Source organism: Corynebacterium sp. 22-2729, assembly GCF_053479475.1.
Genome location: NZ_JBRBCA010000008.1, coordinates 88,870 through 105,824, shown reverse-complemented (window position 1 = coordinate 105,824; position 16,955 = coordinate 88,870). Strand labels below are relative to the sequence as shown.

13 protein-coding genes are annotated in these 16,955 nt (G+C 60.3%); all 13 read left to right on the top strand.

The annotated features are described in order from the left end of the window. Nucleotides 1–31: 31 nt before the first annotated feature. The 13 genes from ACUY2T_RS07410 (at nucleotide 32) to ACUY2T_RS07350 (ending at nucleotide 16,944) form a co-directional block, all read left to right on the top strand. Nucleotides 32–934, top strand: coding sequence for a hypothetical protein (locus tag ACUY2T_RS07410; protein WP_293791340.1), 903 nt, complete (start codon nucleotides 32–34; stop codon nucleotides 932–934). A gap of 146 nt (nucleotides 935–1,080) precedes the next feature. Next, the gene (locus tag ACUY2T_RS07405) at nucleotides 1,081–2,973 is read left to right on the top strand and encodes a peptidoglycan D,D-transpeptidase FtsI family protein (RefSeq protein ID WP_448308113.1); all 1,893 of its coding nucleotides are present in this window, start codon (nucleotides 1,081–1,083) and stop codon (nucleotides 2,971–2,973) included. Further along, nucleotides 2,970–4,604 (top strand): UDP-N-acetylmuramoyl-L-alanyl-D-glutamate--2,6-diaminopimelate ligase, encoded by a 1,635-nt coding sequence (locus ACUY2T_RS07400; protein ID WP_448308112.1) that lies wholly within the window; start codon nucleotides 2,970–2,972, stop codon nucleotides 4,602–4,604. Before ACUY2T_RS07405 ends, ACUY2T_RS07400 begins: the two co-directional genes overlap by 4 nt. Continuing rightward, nucleotides 4,601–6,115 (top strand): UDP-N-acetylmuramoyl-tripeptide--D-alanyl-D-alanine ligase, encoded by a 1,515-nt coding sequence (locus tag ACUY2T_RS07395; RefSeq protein WP_293791337.1) that lies wholly within the window; start codon nucleotides 4,601–4,603, stop codon nucleotides 6,113–6,115. The genes ACUY2T_RS07400 and ACUY2T_RS07395 overlap by 4 nt, the downstream gene beginning before the upstream one ends. Nucleotides 6,116–6,122: 7 nt before the next feature. Further along, entirely contained in the window at nucleotides 6,123–7,223 is a 1,101-nt protein-coding gene (gene mraY / locus ACUY2T_RS07390; protein ID WP_293791336.1) for a phospho-N-acetylmuramoyl-pentapeptide-transferase, read from the top strand. A gap of 75 nt (nucleotides 7,224–7,298) precedes the next feature. Next, the gene (gene murD, locus ACUY2T_RS07385) at nucleotides 7,299–8,843 is read left to right on the top strand and encodes a UDP-N-acetylmuramoyl-L-alanine--D-glutamate ligase (protein ID WP_448308111.1); all 1,545 of its coding nucleotides are present in this window, start codon (nucleotides 7,299–7,301) and stop codon (nucleotides 8,841–8,843) included. Nucleotides 8,844–8,853: 10 nt separating this feature from the next. After that, entirely contained in the window at nucleotides 8,854–10,533 is a 1,680-nt protein-coding gene (gene ftsW, locus ACUY2T_RS07380) for a putative lipid II flippase FtsW (RefSeq protein WP_448308110.1), read from the top strand. Between the two features lie 4 nt (nucleotides 10,534–10,537). Next, the gene (gene murG / locus ACUY2T_RS07375) at nucleotides 10,538–11,653 is read left to right on the top strand and encodes an undecaprenyldiphospho-muramoylpentapeptide beta-N-acetylglucosaminyltransferase (RefSeq protein WP_448308109.1); all 1,116 of its coding nucleotides are present in this window, start codon (nucleotides 10,538–10,540) and stop codon (nucleotides 11,651–11,653) included. Nucleotides 11,654–11,710: 57 nt separating this feature from the next. After that, nucleotides 11,711–13,192: a UDP-N-acetylmuramate--L-alanine ligase gene (murC, locus tag ACUY2T_RS07370; protein ID WP_448308108.1), complete on the top strand. Its 1,482-nt coding sequence runs from the start codon at nucleotides 11,711–11,713 to the stop codon at nucleotides 13,190–13,192. After that, complete coding sequence (locus tag ACUY2T_RS07365; protein WP_293791332.1) at nucleotides 13,189–13,917, top strand: cell division protein FtsQ/DivIB; 729 nt, start codon at nucleotides 13,189–13,191, stop codon at nucleotides 13,915–13,917. Before murC ends, ACUY2T_RS07365 begins: the two co-directional genes overlap by 4 nt. Before the next feature lie 160 nt (nucleotides 13,918–14,077). Beyond that, complete coding sequence (gene ftsZ, locus ACUY2T_RS07360; protein ID WP_448308107.1) at nucleotides 14,078–15,397, top strand: cell division protein FtsZ; 1,320 nt, start codon at nucleotides 14,078–14,080, stop codon at nucleotides 15,395–15,397. Nucleotides 15,398–15,439: 42 nt separating this feature from the next. After that, nucleotides 15,440–16,201, top strand: coding sequence for a peptidoglycan editing factor PgeF (gene pgeF, locus ACUY2T_RS07355; RefSeq protein ID WP_293791330.1), 762 nt, complete (start codon nucleotides 15,440–15,442; stop codon nucleotides 16,199–16,201). Then, the gene (locus tag ACUY2T_RS07350) at nucleotides 16,198–16,944 is read left to right on the top strand and encodes a YggS family pyridoxal phosphate-dependent enzyme (protein ID WP_448308106.1); all 747 of its coding nucleotides are present in this window, start codon (nucleotides 16,198–16,200) and stop codon (nucleotides 16,942–16,944) included. The genes pgeF and ACUY2T_RS07350 overlap by 4 nt, the downstream gene beginning before the upstream one ends. Nucleotides 16,945–16,955 lie beyond the last annotated feature (11 nt).

The window sequence follows — 16,955 nt, the reverse complement described above, 5'->3', positions numbered from 1 at the left end:
TCCGAACCTCCGAACCTTCGGAAGGAAACACATGACCGCACCAGGCACCATCCACACTCGCCGCCAGCGCACTGACCGCGACCACACCACCTCCGCCGGTCGCGTCGTTACCGACCGCTCCTACGCTGGAAACCGTCCAGAGCGCTCCGGCCAACGCGTCGCCGCCCCGGCCCATCGCCGTAGTGATTGGGGCGCTGCCCGCACGGATCGTGCTCAGCGCACGGGCACAGTAGGTCGCAGTGCGCGTCGCTTTGGTGGTAGCCGAGTTGGCTCGCGCCAGCAGGTATCCGTTCGTGGCCGCCGCATCATTGCCCTGGAACGCGGCAATCCGCAGCTGACTCGTCGTATCGCCCTAGCGGTCGCTGTGTTCATCATCGGTGTTGTCTCCGTCATGGCGCTGTCCGCTGCAACTACTAAGCAGTCTTTCCAGATCGCCGAGGCGCAAAAGCACAGCACAACTCTGGAAAACGAAATTGAGAGCCTGAACCGCGATGTAAATAACGCAAAATCCTCTGCGAGCATCGCTAAGGAGGCCAGCGAACTGGGCATGGTCACCCCGAAGCAGTCCGGCATCCTGGAAGATCGCAACGGCAAGATTAAGGAAACCCGTCCCGCTGATGCGGAGCGTGGCAAGGACGTTGTGGACGTCAACGGCAATGCCAAGCGCCGAGGTGCTACCAGTGACCCAGAGAAGACCAACCGGGTTGAAGGACTGCACCCGAACAACCCGATTGTGGCAGGCGATCGCGCTCCGGACGTGAATGCCAGTGCGCCGGGGAATGCGCAGGCAAATGGTGGTCTGCCTTATTCCGGTGGCACGGCAGGGCAAACACCAGGGCAAGCAGCTGCGCCTGCTCCGGCGGCTCCAGCTCCAGCCCCGGGGCCAGCTCCGGCAGCTGCCCCTGCCCCTGCGCCTGCCCAGGCGCAGCGATAAGCGTCAGGGGCCAGACCAGCTTTCCCGCGCGGTTCACAAGCGAGAAGGATCGGTGCGAAAACTTCAGACACGCCGGGAGCAACCCCGGCCTGTTTTCGTATTTGTGGGGACAATAGCCAAGAGTGATTAGAAAGGAGGACAACCACGTGTCGAAAAGTAACGACCGCCGCTCCCCGCGGACGGTTGAAGGTAACTCGTGGTTGATCTTGGATACCTCCTTCGGGCGCTTTAACAAACGCGTCCGTCTTGTGTTCCTTGTTATCTTCTTGACTGTTTTCGCACTTATCCTGCGTTTGGTCTGGGTGCAGCTGGTCGCTAGCCCGTCTTTGTCCACACAGGCACAGTTGCAGCGCACCTCAGTCGTCACCGAGCCGGCCCTGCGCGGCGGGATCACTGACCGCAACGGCCAGATATTGGCTTACACAATGGATGCCCGCAGCCTGTCAGTGCACCCGAAGAAGCTCGAGTCGTTCATGCAGGAGCGTCATGAACTAGACCCCGAGAACGTGCCGGAGCCAAAGCAGCGCATCGAGGATATCGCCAAGCGCCTGCCGGAGATGATCAACAAAGAAGGCGATGACATCCAAGAAGATGACATCCGTGACAAGCTGAAGAGCGATAAGGACTATGAGGTACTGGTTCGAAACGTCGATCCGGATGTCGCCGAGAAAGTCGCTGAGGAATTCCCCGAGATCACTGCCGAGCGTCAAGATCTGCGGCAGTACCCCAACGGTGCGGTCGCACAAAACATGATCGGCAAGATCAGCACTGATAACCAGGGGCAGTTCGGCCTCGAGCTTTCCCAGGACGCTCGATTGCAGGGGATCAACGGCTCCCGCACTGTAGACGTCGCAGGTGACGGCTACCTGATTCCAGGATCCACCCGTGACGTGCATCCCGCAGTCGATGGTGATTCCTACGAGCTGACCATCGACCTTGACGCGCAGACCTATATGCAGCAGGCATTGCAGCAGGCACGGGAAAAGTCCGGAGCCAAGTCTGCCTCCGCCGTCGTCTTGGACTCCAAGACCGGCGAGATTGTTGCCATGGGATCCAGCGATTCGATTGATCCCAACGGTGACATCGAAAAGCAACTGAAGCGTAAGAAGGTCTTTGGCGACCGCCCTACGGCAGATTCCTTTGAACCCGGCTCCGTCGCCAAGATCATGACTGCCGCCGCTGCGATCCAAGAGGGCAAAACGACCCCGGACGAGGTACTTAAGATTCCTGGCAGCATCGACATGGCCGGTGTAACGGTGAAGGACGCCTGGGAACACGGAGAGGTTCCGTACACCACCACCGGTGTTTTCGGTAAGTCGTCTAACGTTGGCACCCTCATGCTCGCGCAGCGGGTAGGCGAGGAGAAGATGTACGACTACTTCCGCAAGTTCGGCGTGGGCCAGGCAGCGGGAGTGGGGTTGCCCTATGAGGTGAGCGGCTACATGCCGGAGCTCAACCAGTGGTCTGGCGGCACCTTCGCCAATCTCCCGATCGGCCAGGGTATGTCGATGAACCTGCTGCAAATGACGAGCATCTACCAGGCGCTGGCAAACGACGGCGTGCGCGTGGAGCCACGATTGATCAAGAAGATCACATCCTCCAACGGCGCTGAGCTGCCCACCGACCCGGCAAAGGAAACTCGGGTAGTCTCCCCGGAGACTGCCCGGACGACCGTTGACATGTTCCGCGCAGTAACCCAAAAGGACGAGACGGGAGTCCAGCAGGGTAGCGGTGCTCCGGCAGCTATTGATGGCTACCAGGTTTCCGGCAAGACAGGTACCGCCCAGCAAATCGACCCAGATTCCGGAGCCTATTCAAATTCTTCCTATTGGATTAACTTTGCGGGTATAGCCCCTGCTGATAAACCTCGCTTCGTCGTGGGAATCATGCTGGACAATCCGCAGCGCGGAACCGACGGCGGCGCGGGCGGAACCGCGGCACCGCTGTTCCACGACATCATGGCGTGGATGCTGGATCACTACAACGTTTCCCCATCTGAAAAGCCCGGACCGAAGTTGATGCTGGAGGCAAATCAATGACATCTGTAAAACGTCTCGCCGAAATCTGCGGTGGTACCCTCACAGGACCCTGGCAAGGCGTGGAGGTTACATCGGCAGCAATCGGCTCGCGAGATGTACAACCGGGCGGGCTCTTCTGCGCAGTTCCAGGGCAGAAGGTACATGGAGCGACCTTCGCCGCGGATAGCAATGCCGTAGCCGTGCTTACTGACGCCGCGGGCCAGCGGATTATTGAAGACGCCCCCACTCCACTTCCGTGCATTGTTGTCGATGATGTACGCGAATGGATGGGTCCGGTTTCCGCAGAGATTTATGGCCACCCGGCGCGTCAGCTGAAGACCATTGGCATCACCGGCACTTCCGGCAAGACAACTACCAGCTACCTCGTCGAAAAGGCTTTGCTGGATTCAGGGCTGAAGGTAGGCCTGATTGGCACGACGGGCACCCGCATTAACGGCAAGTCAATTCCAACTTCGCTGACCACCCCGGAGGCGCCGACCCTCCAGGCGCTGCTGGCGCGCATGGTTGCAGAGGGAGCCACGCACCTGGTCATGGAGGTATCCAGCCACGCATTGCAGCTGGGGCGTGTACGTGGCCTGCATTTTGACGTGGCGGCGTTTACGAACCTCAGCCAAGACCACCTGGATTTCCACCCGACGATGGAGGACTACTTCCAGGCCAAGGCATTGCTTTTCGAGCGTGCGGAGGATGGCCAGCAGCCTGGTATCGCAGTGATTTGCTGTGAAGATGAGTGGGGCGAGCGTATGCGCGACATCGCCGCTCAGTTCTCGTCCACAGTGGCGCTATATCCGCAGACGAAGAACGACTCCGCTGAGCGTCCGGAAGCAAACACCAACCCTGCATGGGCCATCACTTCCGCAGAGGTGTCAGCCAGTGGCCGTCAGCACATTGGGGTGGAGATCACCGGGGCAGAAAGCCCCCGCAAACTGGACTACAGCATCGGCATGGCCGGAGCCTTTAACCAAGCCAATAGCCTAGTTGCTTTGGCCTGTATTGAGGCCGTAACCGGGGAGACGCTCACATCTGAAAGCCCTGCAGTACAGGCGCTGGCGGATGTGCAGGTGCCAGGTCGCATGCAACTTGTTGAAGCCGGCCAAGACTTCCTGGCCATGGTGGATTACGCACACAAGCCGGGGGCTGTACAGGCGGTGCTAAGTAGTCTCCACGACTACCTTCCTGACCCGTACGCTCGTATCGGGATTGTCCTCGGTGCCGGTGGCAATCGTGACCACGAGAAGCGCCCCATTATGGGACGCATTGCCGCTGAGCTGGCAGACGCGGTGTTCGTGACGGATGATAATCCTCGAGACGAGGAGCCGTCTACGATCCGGGAAGCGATCTATGCAGGGGCGCGTGAGGGCGTCCTCAAAAAGAAAAAGCAGCAACAAGACAAAGAGACAGTGTGCGAGATCGTGCCCGACCGGGCTGAGGCTATTGCTGCTGCCGTGAGCTGGGCACAGTCGGGCGATGCAGTGGTTATAGCAGGCAAGGGGCATGAGAAGGGCCAGCTCGTCGCGGGAGTTATGCACCCCTTCGACGATGTGGAGGAGCTGGCGAACGCCTTGACCCAGCGGGCACAGGCACATTCAGAGCGCGAGGGTAGACAGAGCGAAAGTAGTGAGCAGCGATGATTGAACTAACAACACAACAGATCGCCGACGTGACGGGCGGGTCTCTCATCAACGGCGCGGACCCGCAGGCCGTGGTAACCGGACCGGTGGAGTTCGACTCACGCAAGATCACCCCCGGGGCGATCTTTATGGCCCTGCCCGGTGCCAAAGCCGACGGCCACGACTTTGTGGACTCTGCGTTACGCAACGGCGCCGCCCTTCTAGTTGTAGGCCGGGGAGTGGAGCAGCCGGCGCTGTTGGCGGAACCTGTGCAGATGAATGAGCAGACCTCCAATGCGACCGCCTTCGAATTCGACGCAGAAGGCCACGGTGCCGCAGTGTTGGCAGCCGTCGACAAGCTGGCTCGATACAACACCGACGTTCTGGCCGCCGAAGAAGGAATGGTCGTTGTGGGAGTGACCGGCTCCGCAGGTAAGACGTCCACGAAGGACCTGATTGGTGCAGTACTGCGGGAGGCAGGGGAGACCGTAGCCCCGCCCGGCAGTTTTAACAATGAGATTGGCCTACCGTACACCGCGTTGCGCGCGGGACGCGAGACGCGCTTCCTGGTCAGCGAAATGTCCGCTCGCGGTGTGGGACACATTCAACATTTGACGACGGTCACGCCGCCACGCGTGGGCGTGGTGCTGAATGTCGGCAGTGCCCACCTGGGCGAGTTCGGATCCCGCCAGGCTATCGCCCAAGCCAAGGGTGAGCTGGTAGAAGCTCTGCCACAGGCCGCAGACGGTGGCCTGGCCGTGCTGAACGCCGACGACGACAAGGTAGCGGCAATGGACAAGCGCACCGCAGCGCGCGTAGTGCGATTCTCCACCGAAGGAACCACAGGTGCCGCCGGAGTGCCGGCAGACTACTATGCCACCGACATCGAGCTGGACGCGGTAGCTCGAGCCAGCTTCCTTTTGCACCACCCGAAGGGTGAACCGGTGCGTGTGGAGTTGTCCGTTTTCGGCGCTCACCAGGTGTCCAATGCTCTCGCCGCCGCAGCGGTGGGCATCGAAATGGGTATTGACGCCGCACAGGTTGCGACTTCCCTGAGCTCCCATGTCGCTGCCAGCGTGAACCGCATGGACGTGCGCACGCGCACCTCCGACGGGGTGACCATTATCAACGACTCTTATAATGCCAACCCCGAATCTATGCGCGCCGGCATCGACGCTTTGGCCTTCACAGCCAAGGGCCGCCCCGATGCGGAGAGCTGGGCTGTCTTGGGCCAGATGGGTGAGCTTGGTGATGATGCAAGTGACGAACACGCAGAGCTGGGCCGAGTGCTCGCTCAGCGGCGAATCGACCACGCCGTCATCGTGGGCAATGGTGTAAACCAGCACGCACTGGCCACTGCCGCCCGTGAAAGTGGAGTGGACACGCAGGTTGTCGAGAATATCGACGGCGCGGTGAACTACCTAGATACGAGTTTGAACTCGCAGGATGTGGTGCTGATTAAGGCATCGTATTCGGATGGACTGTGGGCCGTGGCAGAAGGACTGCTCATCGGCGAAGACCAAGGAGCTTAAAAGACCCATGTTGCAAATCTTTATCGCGGGTGCGGTTGCTTTCGTCGTGTCTGTTGCCCTGACACCCTTGTTGATCCGTTGGTTCTCCGCCGAAGGATTAGGCCAGGAGATCCGAGAAGAGGGTCCGAAATCCCACTTCAAGAAACGCGGCACCCCGACCATGGGCGGAATCGCCATCCTTGCTGGCATCCTGTTCGGCTACTTGGTGGGCGTACTGGTGGGATTGGCTACCACTGGCGCAGGTCCAGGAGTAAGTGGATGGCTCGTGCTTGGGTTGACCCTTGCACTGGGCGGATTGGGCTTCGCCGATGACTACATCAAGCTAGTCAAGGGACGCAATCTGGGACTAAACGCTAAGGCTAAGCTGGTTGGCCAGCTGGCTACCGCAATTATTTTCGGCGTGCTGATTCTGCAGTTCCCGAATTCCCGTGGCCTCACTCCGGGTTCCACCCACCTCTCGGCCATCCGCGACATCGCTACATTCGATATCGCTATTGGTCCGGCCATCGTGGGCACCATCTTGTTCCTGATTTTTATCTACCTGGTCATTTCCGCTTGGTCCAATGCCGTGAACCTGACCGATGGTTTGGACGGCCTCGCCGGTGGCGTGACCGCAATGGTGATGGGAACCTATGTACTGATTACCTTCTGGCAGTTCCGTAATTCTTGCTCTGTGAGCGCGCAGGCGGCCTGCTATGCGGTACGTGATCCGCTGGATCTGTCGATGTTGGCTTCTGCCGGACTGGGCGCTTGTCTGGGCTTCCTATGGTGGAACGCTGCACCGGCGAAGATTTTCATGGGCGACACTGGTTCTTTGGCACTGGGTGGTCTGGTGGCAGGTCTATCCATCACCACTCAGACGGAGTTGCTGATGATCCTGGTTGGCATCATCTTCGTTATTGAGGCCGCCTCCGTTGTTATTCAGGTGGTTTCCTTTAAGGCCACCGGTAAGCGCGTTTTCCGAATGGCACCGATTCACCACCACTTTGAGAACAAAGGCTGGGCCGAAACCACCGTGGTTATCCGCTTCTGGTTGCTCGCCGGGTTGGCTGCAATGTCCGGCTTCGCATTGTTCTACGCCGAGTGGTTGAACTCCGCCACTTGGTAGGACGCCCATCAACCAGTAGCTCACTATCAACAGCACATATTTAGCAATGTAAGAACCCGAAGGACAGGCAAAGCCGTGGAACCCACACACGCACTTCAACCCGCAGACGCCCTACACACCATGCGCACCGAGACAATCCTGGTCGCGGGGGCTGGCGTGGCCGGACGAGGCGTGATCTCCATGCTCTGTGCTCTCGGAGCCCGCCACGTCGTGGTCGCCGACGATAACGCACAGGTGCTTAGCCACATTGCCGAGGACGGCGATACCGAACTCCGTTTGCTGGGAGTAGCTGAAGCTACCGAATCGCTTGACCAGCTGGCTCCGCGAATGGTTGTGACCTCTCCGGGGTGGAAGCCCGAGTCCCCATTGCTGGTACGAGCCACAGACCTGGGCATTCCCGTGATAGGGGACATCGCCGCCGCTTGGCTCGCCGACCAGGCAGGGGCTTTCGGCGAGCCACGAACGTGGCTGGCCATTACCGGCACCAATGGCAAAACGACAACCACTGCCATGCTGACGTCCATGTTGGTTGCGGATGGGCGCGCAGCCCTTTCGGTCGGCAATATCGGAATCGCACCCGCGGCCGCGTTGGCTGCGCAGCACCGGGGTGCTCCGCGATCGGATGTCTTTGTCGCGGAAGTGTCCAGTTTCCAGCTGCACTGGGCTCCCATGTTTGTGCCCACGGTGGGTTGCATCCTCAACCTTGCCGAGGACCACCTGGATTGGCATGGAAGTTACGAAAACTATTGTGCAGACAAGGCACAGGTCTTGACTGCAACGGATTCCATCCTGGCATTGGATGACGCCGACGTACTGTCCACTGCACAAGCCCGCCAGGTAGCGGCGTGCGGTGCCTACACGATTCACGATCCGGAACAGGCGGCGTCACCAGTAACGAAGGACATAGAGCGCATCGTCGGTGTGCGCAATGGACGGCTAGTCGAGGCGAACCTCGGCGATCCCAGCCAAATCACTGACTTGGCGCCGGCTCAAGGCATCAGCCCGCCCGGCCCCGCGGGACTGGCCGATGCTGCGGCCAGTGCGGCGATGGCACGTGCTGTAGGCGTGACGCCGGAGGCCATCCAAAACGCACTAGCTGGCTTCCAGGTGCAGGCCCACCGCGGTCAGGTTGTTCTGGACCATCGCGGGGTGACGTGGATCGACAACTCGAAGGCCACGAACCCACACGCCGCCGAAGCAGCCCTCCGCGGTCAGCACAACGTGATTTGGATTGCCGGCGGCCAGTTAAAGGGCGCAGCTGTTGACGGATTAATCCGTGCGATCGGCGGTGCCCTTAAAGCTGTCGTGGCTCTCGGCGTGGACCGGAAGGAACTCGCCGCCGAGGTCTCACGGCAGCTGCCGGAACTGCCGATCACCCTTATTGACGCCACCGATCCAGAGGAAGCAATGCGTGCCGTCGCCCGTGCCGCCCACGAGCTGGCAGAACCGGGTGACAGCGTGGTTCTGGCACCGGCGGCTGCGTCACTGGACATGTTTAGCGGGATGAGCCAGCGTGGCGACCTGTTTGCCCAATATGCCTTGGCTTATGCTGAGGCTGATTCACCCGGTCACACACAGCCTGACGATCCGGCAGCACACACGAAGCAGGAAAAGGGGTAGGTGTTTTTCCATGTCCACGCCAACATCCAATTCCAAGCGACGGCAAATCCCCGGCGCGGGGAAGCGCGCACAACGTAGCGCACAGGATCCACAGGCGCGCGAGAGCGTACAGCAGAAGGCTGATCGAGCGAATAGCAATGAGCGTGGCTTCGCGTCTTTGCAGCGCAAAGTCTCCGCGCAGCTGGCCACTCCGCAGCTGAATTACAAGGTGCTAATGGTCGTTACCGCCTGTCTGACCGTTTTGGGTCTGATCATGGTGCTGTCGTCCTCGATGGTGACCTCTTATGCAAGCGGCGCGAGTGTGTTCGGCGAGTTCATCAAGCAGGCCATGGTTGTGGTGATCGGCCTGGTGGTGATGTGGTTTGCACTGCGCATGCGCCCGGAGACAGTGCGAAAGTACTCGCCGTCGTTGTTGGTGATCGCGATCTTGATGCTGATTGCCGTGCTTATCCCCGGCATCGGTGTTGGTGGTGACGAGGTCGGCTCGAATTCATGGATCCGCATTGGTCCCATCGGTGTGCAGCCTTCCGAGGTGGCCAAGCTGGCACTAGCAGTGTGGGGAGCGGCGACTGTGAGCTACCGGGCGCGCGCAACGCGGCGCTTGAACACCGGGCTGGGTGCCTTCATTGCCATTAGCGCGGTGATCATGCTGCTGGTGTTGTTCCAAAAGGACCTGGGAATGATGTTCTCCGCTGGCATCGTGGTCGCCGCCTTGATGTTCTTTGCAGGAGTTGATAAACGGGTCTTCTTCACCATGCTGGGTAGCGTTGCATTGCTCGGAGTATTCGCGATTTCCCGCAAGAGCTTCCGTGGTGCACGTATCACGACATGGAAGGATGCTCTGACCCTGAATTTCGGCGACACTACGACACAGGGTGCGGCCTACCAGTCTCACCAGGGAATCCTTTCCCTTTCCGACGGTGGGCTTTTCGGCGCCGGTTTGGGGCAGTCCCGCGCTAAGTGGTTTTATCTGCCTGAGGCGAAGAACGACTTCATTTTCGCCATCGTTGGTGAAGAATTGGGTCTGTTCGGCACGGTGATTGTAGTCATTCTGTTCGGAATGCTTGCGTTTTTCGGCACTCGTACGGCGTTGGCTCAGGCGGATCCTTTCCTCCGGCTATTGGCGGGCACGCTGACGATTGGTATTGCTGTGCAGGCGTTTTTCAACATGGGTTACGTCGTTGGCCTGCTGCCGGTGACCGGTATTCAATTGCCACTGATTTCCGCAGGTGGTTCCTCCGCGATCATCACTCTGCTTTCTATGGGGTTGCTGTGTAATTGTGCGCGCAATGAGCCGGAGACGATTTCTTCCATGCAGCACGAGGGACGCCCGCTGATCGACCGTATCCTTATGCTCCCGGAGCCCCGGGGGTATAAAGCCGGAGAACAGCGCCGTACAGAGCGCCGTGAGACGGCCTATAGCTATGGGGAACCAGTCACCCGTCAACGGGTTAGTGCAGGCCGCGGCAGCCAAGACGTGCGTCGGGAACGCGACCGAGTGGAGCGATCGATCCGCCGGGTCGGTGGGGAGTCCCGCTTGCGTGGCTACGATGGGGTACGAAGGCAGGATCTTCCCCCAACGGCCACTCCCAAGCCAATGCCACGCAGCCGCAATCGGGCTGATAGTTCAGGGCAAGAGAGAGCCCGCAAGACCCGCAGAAATCTAGATAACCGACACAGGAGGCGCTAGCCCAGTGAACCCGAAGCCAGAAGCCGACCGGAAGCTATCAGTCGTCGTTGCCGGCGGCGGAACGGCAGGGCACATTGAGCCCGCCATGGCCGTGGCAGAAGCGGTGCGCGCTCAGCGCCCTGATGCACGCATTACGGCGCTGGGAACCAGCCGCGGTTTGGAAACCACGCTGGTGCCCGCTCGCGGCTTTGATTTGAAGCTGATTCCGCCAGTGCCGGTGCCCCGCAAACTGAACAAGGATCTAGCTACCCTGCCGCTACGCCTGCGTAAAGCCCTCAAGGAAACCAAGCAGATCCTGCGGGAAGTGGAAGCTGATGTGGTGATCGGGTTCGGCGGTTATGTGTCCGCACCGGCATATCTGGCTGCACGCTCCCTCAAGATTCCCTTTTTCGTCCACGAGGCGAATGCCCGTGCAGGCGTAGCCAACAAATTGGGAGTAAAGCTAGGCGGTACGGGTCTGGCAGCAGTCGAAGACTCCGGTCTGGAGGCCGAGGTCGTAGGCATCCCGGTGCGCGACGCAGTTCTGAAAATGGATCGCAAGGCTTTACGGGCAGAGGCTCGGGAGTTCTTCGGCGTGGATGCAGAAGCACCGCTGCTGCTAGTCACCGGCGGATCCCAGGGCGCACGCAGCATCAACGAGGCCGTTGTGGGCGCAGCGAAGACTCTGCAGGACGCGGGCATTGGCGTGCTTCACGCTTATGGCAAGAAAAATACGGTGGAGCTGCCCAAGGAAGTCCAGGAAGGAAAGCCACCTTATGTAGCCGTTCCCTATATCGAACGAATGGACTTGGCGCTGGCCGCCGCCGATGCCATCCTGTGCCGTTCCGGTGCTATGACTGTCGCCGAAGTATCCGCAGTGGGCCTTCCAGGCATCTACGTGCCTTTGCCACATGGCAATGGCGAACAAGAACTCAACGTTCGTCCGATTACTCACGCTGGCGGTGGAGTAATCATCAAGGACGCCGAACTTACCGAACATCGCGTCGCCCAGGAAGTTATCCCATTGTTGCGCGATGAGACCCGTTGGCAGGCCGCCAGCCTTGCCACCCTCGCAGCAGGGCACCGCGACGCGGCACAGAAAATTGCACAGAAGATTATCGCTGCCGCCTACAAGCGTTAGCGTTCTGACGAAGCCACACTTCCCCCCTCCCTTCTTAGAAAGGCATCTTCTTCCACGATGAGCGAGCAGTCCCAAACCACGGATCTCACACGCGTACACATGGTGGGTATCGGCGGAGCCGGAATGTCCGGCATTGCCCGCATTCTGCTGGATCGCGGCTACCAGGTCAGCGGTTCTGACATGAAGGAGTCACGCAGCATTCTGGCGCTGCGTGCAGCCGGGGCACAGATCCAGGTGGAGCATTCAGCGGATAACCTGCGCCTCCTGGGCGACCTGCCGTCCGTTGTCGTCACTTCTTTCGCAGCAATCCCGCAGGACAATCCAGAGCTCGTTGCCGCCCGCGAGTCGGGTATCCCGGTGCTTCGTCGATCCGATGTACTGGCACTGTTGTTGCAGGATAGGCGTGCATTCCTACTAGCGGGCACGCATGGAAAGACCTCAACCACATCGATGGCCGTAGCCGCCTTGCAGTCCGCGGGACAGGATCCTTCTTTTGCCATTGGTGGGCAGCTGAACCGTGCGGGCACAAACGCCCACCACGGCACGGGCGATATCTTCGTCGCCGAGGCGGATGAATCCGATGGCTCCTTCCTGTCCTACTCGCCAGAGGTGGCGGTCGTGACGAACATCGAACCCGATCACCTGGATTACTTCAAGACCGAACAGGCCTATCGCGAAGTCTTTGAAAAGTTCGCCCACCGCATTATTGAAGGTGGTTACTTGGTGGCCTGCCTTGACGATCCGGGGTCGGCTGCGCTCGCGGAGGGTTTGGTAGCTGCTGCGGCCGATGGCATGGATCTGCCCTTTACCGTTGTGGGATATGGCACGGCCGAAGCTTGTGACGCCCACTCTTCCGTTACCCCAGCGGCCATTATCGAAGCCACGGAGGTGACCGCCGAAGGGACTGTCTCCACGCTGCGACTGACTGAGGCCACCCCGGCTGCCGGAGAATACTCCCTGCGCGTGGCCATCCCCGGTATTCACATGGTGCTCAATGCCACGGCGGCGGGGCTGGGCAGCGTGCTGTTGGGAGCGGATGTGGACAAGGTGTTTGCTGGTATTGCCGGTTTTGACGGTGTACGCCGTCGTTTCGAATACCACGGCACTCGTCGTGAGGTTGAGGTCTACGATGATTACGCCCACCACCCGACTGAGGTGGCGGCCGTTTTGTCGGCTGCGCGCCAGCGAGTGGAGGCTCGCGGCGGACGCATTGTGGCGGTTTTCCAGCCGCACTTGTTCTCCCGCACAATGAATTTCGCACAGGAGTTCGCCGACGCACTTTCTCTGGCTGATCAGGTGGTGCTGTTGGATATCTTCGGCGCTCGCGAGGAGCCCGTGGAGGGAGTCGATTCTCGCATCATCGGAGACAAGATCGACGCTTCCACCCAGTGGGTATTTGAACCTGATTTCTCCAGCGTGGCGGGCGTCGTTGCCGACCTAGCACAGCCTGGTGACATGGTTCTGACCATTGGTGCGGGAACCGTGACAATGCTGGCGGATGAGATTCTCCTGCAGCTGGACCGTGGTGATCGCGGGTGAGTAGGGCGTCCAGAATTACACGCGATAGCGCAGCGCGCGCCAAGGGCAAGAAGTTCCTGAAGAAGAATGGGGCGCCGAAGAAGCGCGTGCAGAAGATTATCGCGGGGCTGGTGGCGCTTATCGTGCTGCTGGGCGTGTTGATGTATGCGGTGCCGATCCTTAAAGTGGCGCAGATCGACGTGCAGGGTACGACTCATGCGGACGTGGAAGCGATTCGCGAGGCCAGCACCATTAATGCTGGCGATAACATGCTGCGCCTGGACATGGCCAGCGCCGCTAAGGGAGTTTCCAGTGTGGCGTGGGTGGAAAAGGTGACGGTGAAGCGTTCCTGGCCTACGACGGTCACGGTCGAGGTGACTGAGCACAATGCCGTGGGCTATGTGATGGACGGCGACACGCCGCATGTCGTGGACGAGAACGGGCAGGTGTTCCTAACGGGTGTGAAGCCCGAGGGTGCTTTGGAGTTTAAGAAAACCAAGCCGGACGATGCCCGCGCGATCGATTCAGCGTCCAAGGTTCTCCAGACTTTGTCCCCAGAACTGCGGGGCAAGTTGGAGGGGATCGAGGCTGGTTCAGCAGATAGCATCCGCCTGTTTTTCCCTAATCAGGTGGTGTATTGGGGTTCGTCCGACAGGGCAGATGAGAAGGCTGAAGCGACCCGTATCGTGCTGGGACGCAAGGGAAATTGGAACGTCTCCAACCCCGCGATGCCCACCGTGAAGTAGGGCTGAAACCCCAGCTTAAGCCTTAAGTTGAACTTTAAGGATACGACACGCCACCAAAAATGTGCGCCGCTAAATGCTTGACGGCTAGGAAGATGGACGCAACAGCAAACCGGCAAACCGCAAAGCACGAAAAATTCATTAGGAAGGCGGACAAGCACACATGACGAATCCTGGAAACCACCTCGCCGAGATCAAGGTGGTCGGCGTCGGCGGAGGCGGAGTAAACGCCGTCAACCGCATGATCGACGAGCAGCTGCAGGGCGTGGAGTTCATTGCGATCAACACCGACGCACAGGCACTGATGCTCACCGATGCGGACATCAAGCTGGATATCGGTCGTGAGGAGACCCGTGGCCTGGGCGCAGGTGCCAACCCGGAGGTGGGCCGCAAGTCTGCCGAGGATCACAAGGATCAGATCGAGGAGATCCTCGCCGGTGCCGACATGGTCTTCGTCACCGCAGGTGAGGGTGGCGGCACGGGTACGGGCGCTGCGCCGGTCGTAGCCAATATTGCTAAGAAGCAGAATGCCCTGACTGTCGGCGTGGTTACCCGCCCCTTCGGCTTTGAAGGCCGTCGTCGCAGCAAGCAGGCAATGGAAGGCATCGAGGCTCTGCGCGAGGTATGTGACACCCTCATCGTCATCCCCAACGACTCCCTGCTAAAGATGTCCGAAGAGCAGCTGTCCATGATGGAGGCCTTCCGCAAGGCCGACGAGGTGCTGCTGAGCGGTGTTGAGGGCATCACCAAGCTGATCACCACCCCGGGTGTGATCAACGTGGACTTCGCCGACGTGCGTTCCGTTATGACCGACGCAGGCTCCGCACTGATGGGCATCGGTACCGCCCGCGGCGAACAGCGCGCCGTGAAGGCTACCCAGGCCGCCATCAACTCTCCGCTGCTGGAAAGCACCATGGAAGGTGCCAAGGGCGTGCTGCTGTCCTTCGCCGGTGGTTCGGATCTGGGGCTCCTGGAGGTCTCCCAGGCCGCGGATCTGGTGGAAGAGAAGGCCGACGAGGACGTCAACCTGATCTTCGGTACCATCATCGACGATCAGCTGGGCGACGAGGTGCGTGTGACCGTCATTGCTACCGGCTTCGACGATTCTCCGTCTGCACCTTCTGCCAACCAGCGTGCCGGTGCACACCGTGCGCCCGAGAATGCTGACGCGGGCGCTGCCCAGCCGACGAATCTGTTCGGCGGTCAGGAAGCACCACAGGCAGGCCAGAACTCCCAGTATGCAGTGCAGGGACAGCAGATCCCGGCACAGCAGGAACAGCAGGTTGATCCGGCTCAGCAGGCAGGCGCGCAGTCTAGCTTCGCGCAGCGTCGTGGCACCATGCCGCAGCCGACGCAGCAGGCACAGCCGAACCAGGGCGGCGGCCTGTTCACTACTGCTTCCCAGCAGCCTCAGAATCCGACCAACGCTAATGTTGACCTGTCGGAGGAAGAGGACGACCTGGACCTGCCGGACTTCAACTAGAAGTTCGCACCCAGGAACCAGCGTGAGGAGCAGGAGCTTCCCATGAGCCCTAAGAAACACGACCAGCAGCAACCCCAGCCTAAGGTGCGGAAGGTCTTTACAGATCGCAATGGTGGCGTGTCCACCGGCGCCTATGGGTCCTTTAACCTCGGCGATCACGTAGGTGACGCCCCTGCGGCTGTCGCCCAGAATCGTCAGCGTCTCGCCGATGTCTTAGGGCTCGCTGTGGAACGACTGGTGTTCATGGAGCAAATCCATTCGCCGAACGTTACGGAGGTCACCGCCGACCACCTAACGCCCGGCACCTCCCCGATTATCGAAGCAACCGACGCTTTGATTACCACCCTGCGCGGGACTGCCCTGATCGTCCTTACAGCGGACTGCGTTCCGGTTTTGCTATCCGATGAGGACGCAGGCGTGGTCGCGGCGGTTCACGCTGGTCGCATGGGAGCTCGCAATGGGATCTTGAAGCGCGTGATCGCTCGCATGGAGGATCTCGGTGCTGTTCCCAGCAATATTCATGCGCTGCTCGGCGCTGCTGCAAGCGGCGAGAACTACGAGGTACCGAAGGCTATGGCAGCCGATGTGGAATCTAAACTTCCCGGTTCCGCCACAACTACCGCCAAAGGCACCAGCGGGCTGGACATTCGTGCTGGTCTAACCCGCCAACTGCTTTCCCTTGGGGTGCGTAGTATCGACGCCGACCCGCGCTGCACTATCGCTTCGGAAAACGCCGATCGTTTCTTCTCCTACCGCCGAGAGGGGACGACAGGCCGCCAAGCGGGCGTAGTCTGGATGCCATGACAGAGCAGCTGAGCGAAACTCACGAGCCGAGCGACCTGCCAGGTGGGGATGCAGAGCTCGGACCGCGCGCCCGAGAGCTCGCCGAAAACCTGGCGCAGGTGCGTCGCCGCATCGCGGTCGCTGGGGGAGCGGATTTGCTGCCCATCACCAAGTTCCACCCTGCGGAGGATGTCCGACTGCTGGTACGTTTGGGCGTCACTGCTGTCGGCGAGAACCGCGAACAGGAAGCGCGCGATAAACACGCGCAATTGGCGGAGACAGGACTTCAGTTCCACATGGTGGGGCAGGTTCAGACCAAAAAGGCGAACTCCGTGGCACGATGGGCCGCAGCGGTGCATACCGTCGATTCCTTGAAGCTGCTGCAGGCGCTCGACCGTGGCGCCGCGTTAGCCTTAGAACGAGGCGACCGCGAGTCTGCTCTGCCGGTTCTGTTGCAGTACAGTGCCGACGGAGATCCGCAGCGTGGCGGGGCAGTGGAAGCGGATATCGACGAGCTCGCCGACGCCGTCTCCGCGGCGGAGAATCTGGAGCTGCGCGGACTAATGACTGTGCCCCCGCTGGAGGCAGATCCGGCGACCGTGTTCGCCCGTGGACGGCAGCTCGTTGAGCGGATTTCCGACCGGGTGGTGGGTGCCCCAGTGTACTCCGCGGGGATGAGCGGTGACCTGGAGATCGCCATCGCGGAAGGCACCACGCTGGTGCGTGTCGGTACGGATATTATGGGCGCGCGACCAGTACTTTAAACCAAGAAGTT

What these genes read in the sequence shown, in the direction of transcription:
- pgeF (WP_293791330.1), top strand. Translation starts at nt 15,440, where the DNA reads ATGAGCCCTAAGAAACACGACCAGCAGCAACCCCAGCCTAAGGTGCGG.
- ACUY2T_RS07400 (WP_448308112.1), top strand. Translation starts at nt 2,970, where the DNA reads ATGACATCTGTAAAACGTCTCGCCGAAATCTGCGGTGGTACCCTCACA.
- ftsW (WP_448308110.1), top strand. Translation starts at nt 8,854, where the DNA reads ATGTCCACGCCAACATCCAATTCCAAGCGACGGCAAATCCCCGGCGCG.
- ACUY2T_RS07410 (WP_293791340.1), top strand. Translation starts at nt 32, where the DNA reads ATGACCGCACCAGGCACCATCCACACTCGCCGCCAGCGCACTGACCGC.
- mraY (WP_293791336.1), top strand. Translation starts at nt 6,123, where the DNA reads ATGTTGCAAATCTTTATCGCGGGTGCGGTTGCTTTCGTCGTGTCTGTT.
- ACUY2T_RS07395 (WP_293791337.1), top strand. Translation starts at nt 4,601, where the DNA reads ATGATTGAACTAACAACACAACAGATCGCCGACGTGACGGGCGGGTCT.
- ftsZ (WP_448308107.1), top strand. Translation starts at nt 14,078, where the DNA reads ATGACGAATCCTGGAAACCACCTCGCCGAGATCAAGGTGGTCGGCGTC.
- ACUY2T_RS07350 (WP_448308106.1), top strand. Translation starts at nt 16,198, where the DNA reads ATGACAGAGCAGCTGAGCGAAACTCACGAGCCGAGCGACCTGCCAGGT.
- murC (WP_448308108.1), top strand. Translation starts at nt 11,711, where the DNA reads ATGAGCGAGCAGTCCCAAACCACGGATCTCACACGCGTACACATGGTG.